Annotated in this window: 3 protein-coding genes and 1 tRNA gene; 3 read left to right on the top strand and 1 reads right to left on the bottom strand. The window is 66.0% G+C overall.

What is annotated here, in order from left to right; translation table 11 throughout:
- Nucleotides 1-175 precede the first annotated feature (175 nt).
- Nucleotides 176-589: an SsgA family sporulation/cell division regulator gene (locus tag ACWDSL_RS52810; RefSeq protein ID WP_003959770.1), complete on the bottom strand. Its 414-nt coding sequence runs from the start codon at nucleotides 587-589 to the stop codon at nucleotides 176-178.
- Nucleotides 590-780: 191 nt separating this feature from the next.
- On the opposite strand from ACWDSL_RS52810, the gene ACWDSL_RS52805 reads away from it, so the two are divergent.
- The 3 genes from ACWDSL_RS52805 to ACWDSL_RS52795 all read left to right on the top strand — a co-directional run bounded on the left by ACWDSL_RS52805 (nucleotide 781) and on the right by ACWDSL_RS52795 (nucleotide 2,920).
- Nucleotides 781-1,236, top strand: coding sequence for a TIGR02611 family protein (locus ACWDSL_RS52805; protein WP_450496845.1), 456 nt, complete (start codon nucleotides 781-783; stop codon nucleotides 1,234-1,236).
- A gap of 81 nt (nucleotides 1,237-1,317) precedes the next feature.
- Nucleotides 1,318-1,389 (top strand) — tRNA-Val (locus ACWDSL_RS52800).
- 247 nt (nucleotides 1,390-1,636) lie between these two features.
- On the top strand, nucleotides 1,637-2,920 hold the full coding sequence (locus tag ACWDSL_RS52795) for an ABC transporter substrate-binding protein (RefSeq protein ID WP_450496843.1): 1,284 nt from the start codon (nucleotides 1,637-1,639) through the stop codon (nucleotides 2,918-2,920).
- Nucleotides 2,921-3,033 lie beyond the last annotated feature (113 nt).

The raw sequence follows: 3,033 nt of genomic DNA, 5'->3' as shown, positions 1-3,033 counted from the left end.
CGGGGACCCAGCCCGCCTATCCGGACGGGTACTCCACGACCCTCCACGAGTTCGCGCACACGATCCACCAGTACGGGCCTGCTGCCATATGCCGTTGATGTCGCTGCCTGCATGCCGCGGCCGGGCTCGCGCCGTCTCCCCGAGTCGGACGGCCGCGCTCAGCGCTCGCCGGGGCTCAGCTCTCCGCCAGGATGTGGGAGAGTTCCGTGTCGAGGTCGAAATGGCGGTGCTCGGTGCCGGGTGGCACCGCAGCGTCGGTTCGCTTGAGGAACGACTCCAGGGCCCGCGCCGGGGCCTCGAGCAGAGCCTCTCCCTCCGGGGAGCTCAGGGCGATGCAGACGACGCCCTGGCCATGACTGCGGGATGGCCACACACGGACGTCGCCAGTGCCTGTGGGCCGGTGCAGACCCTCGGCGAGCAGGTCGCGGGCGAAGACCCATTCGACCGTCTCTTCGGCTCCGGTGTGGAAGGTGGCGTGCACGGCGTAGGGATCGGCCGTGTCGTACCGCAGGCCGGCGGGTACAGGCAGTGACGACTCGCTCGACACAACGAGGCGCAGGTGCAGCTCGCAGCTGACCGTGGTGTTCATAAGCGCCAGGGCCTTTCGCTCAGTGTGCGCTCGGGGATTCGCACGTCGGCGAAATCGACATGCCACCTACGGTGCCGTTGTAAACCCCTCTGCCCGTTTTGTGGTCCTTCTAGTAGCTCTAGCAGCGGAGTCTCCGGGCGGTCGGTACCGCCATTCCGGTGAACTCTTTTCGATCAGGTAAGTTGGGTCACATGAGCGCGGAGAGTGACGAGCGGCAGGAAGTCGCCGGATCGGCGGCCTCCGGGGCTGCGGCGGGGGAGGGTGCCTCTGGTGAGCCGGTCTTCGGCTCGCGGGCGCCGCACTTCATCCAGAGGTCCCGGGCGTTGCATCTGAGCTGGCAGGTCGGGGTGTTCCTGGTCGGGCTCGCGGTGGTGGTCATCGGCATCATCATGCTGCCGCTGCCCGGCCCTGGATGGCTGGTGATCTTCGCCGGTATGGCGATCTGGGCCACCGAGTTCGTCTGGGCCCAGCTGGTGCTGCGCTGGACCAAGCGGAAGGTCACAGAGGCGGCACAGCGCGCCCTGGACCCCCGGGTGCGCAAGCGGAACATCATTCTGACCACGATCGCGGTGGTGATTTGCGCCGCGGCCATGGCGGTGTATGTGTGGAAGTTCGGGCTCGTCATGCCCTGGAAGATCAAGGAGTGACGTGCGCTGTCGACCGCTCGGGGCGCGGACGCGGGTGGTCATGGGCACGGTTCGGCATGCGCTAATGTTGGGCGTGCGCCGGGGCGATTAGCTCAGTGGGAGAGCGCTTCGTTCACACCGAAGAGGTCACTGGTTCGAACCCAGTATCGCCCACCCTGCAACCGAGGGCCCGGAGGCTAGCTGCCTCCGGGCCCTCGGTGTTGTCACGCGCAGTGATCGCCGGATCCTGGCGCTTCGGTGAAGCGCTTCGACTGATCCTGTCCGAACCGTTGACGTCCGCCGACTACGTCCCTAACTTAGCCCGGCAAGCGCTTGCCTAAAACGTTTCAAGGACGTTTCAAGGATCGTTGGTGTCAAGGCTCGTTGGGCAGTCGGACGACCTGCCCGGGAGGGGCGTCTCATGAGTGCTCGATGGGTGCGAGGGAGCAGAGGGCTGCGGGCGGCCGCGGTGGGGCTGCTGGGGCTGGGGCTGCTGGCCTCGGGCTGCGGTGGGAACGGCGGAGGTTCGGGCGATGGCACGGTGACCATCCGCTACTCCTGGTGGGGCGCGAAGGACCGCGCCGAGCTGATCCAGAAGACGGTCAAGCTGTTTGAGAAGAAGAATCCGAAGATCAAGGTGAAGACGGACTTCGCCGAGTACGCCGACTTCTGGAGCAAGTTCAATACCCAGGCCGCGGGCGGAAATCCGCCCGACGTCTTCCAGAATTCCGTCGCCTTTCTGCGCAAGTACGGCGAGAAAAACATCCTGCTCGATCTGAACCAGCAGGTGAAGGCCGGAAACCTCAGCATGAAGGACTTCCGGGCCGGCCTGGAGAAGGCCGGTGAGGTCGACGGCAAGCTCTACGGCGTACCGGTCGGCGTCAACACCTTCGCCATGTTCTACAACCCCGCCGAGTTCAAGAAGGTCGGGGTGACCCCCAAGGACGGCTGGACCTGGGACCAGTTCTTCTCCGCGGCCGAGAAGATCAGCCAGGAGGACAAGGGGAAGCTCTTCGGCGCCAGCGACAACGCCGGGGTGATGTACCTCTACGACCTGTATCTGCGCCAGGAGGGCAAGGCATTCTTCACCGAGGACAAGAAGCTCGGGTTCACCGAGGACGACCTGAAGAAGTGGTGGGGCGACTGGTACGGGAAGAACAAGGACGGCGTGCTGGTCCCGGCCAAGAAGACCGAGCAGGTCAAGCCCAAGTCCACCATCAGCGCCGACCTCTCCGCCGCCGAGTTCACCTGGGACAACTTCCTGGTCCGCTACGCGGCCGAGACCAAGACCGAACTCGACCTCGGCCCGATCCCGACCCTGGACGGGAAGAAGACCGGGCAGTACCTCTCCTCGCTGATGCTCAGCGGTTCCGCGCGTACCCAACACCCCAAGGAAGTCGCGAAGTTCATCGACTTCATGACCCATGACCCCGAGGTCGGCAAGATCATGGGCTACAACCGCGGGGTGCTGCCCACCAACGCGCAGTACGACGCGTTCAAGCCCACCGGTGTGAACGCCAAGATCGCCCAGTACGAGGAGAGCGTCACCGACAAGCTGGAGCCGATCACTCCGCACCCGGCCGGCGCGGATGTCGCCGAGGCCGCCTTCTTGCGCATCTACGGCCAGGTCAGCCAGGGCAAGACATCGGTGGACGACGCCGTGGACCAGTTCTTCAGCGAGGCGAAGACCGCGCTCGGCTCCTGAGGAGATCCCCCGTGACCCCCACCAAGACCCCCGCGGCGGACGGCCTCGCGCACAAGGCCCCCGCGCCGCGGGAGGCCAAGGCCCCGCACTCCGCCCCCCCCCCCGCCCAAGAC

It is taken from the genome of Streptomyces sp. NPDC000941 (assembly GCF_053599555.1).
Note: the sequence above shows the minus strand (reverse complement) of the source record. Positions and strands in the feature narration are given on the sequence as shown.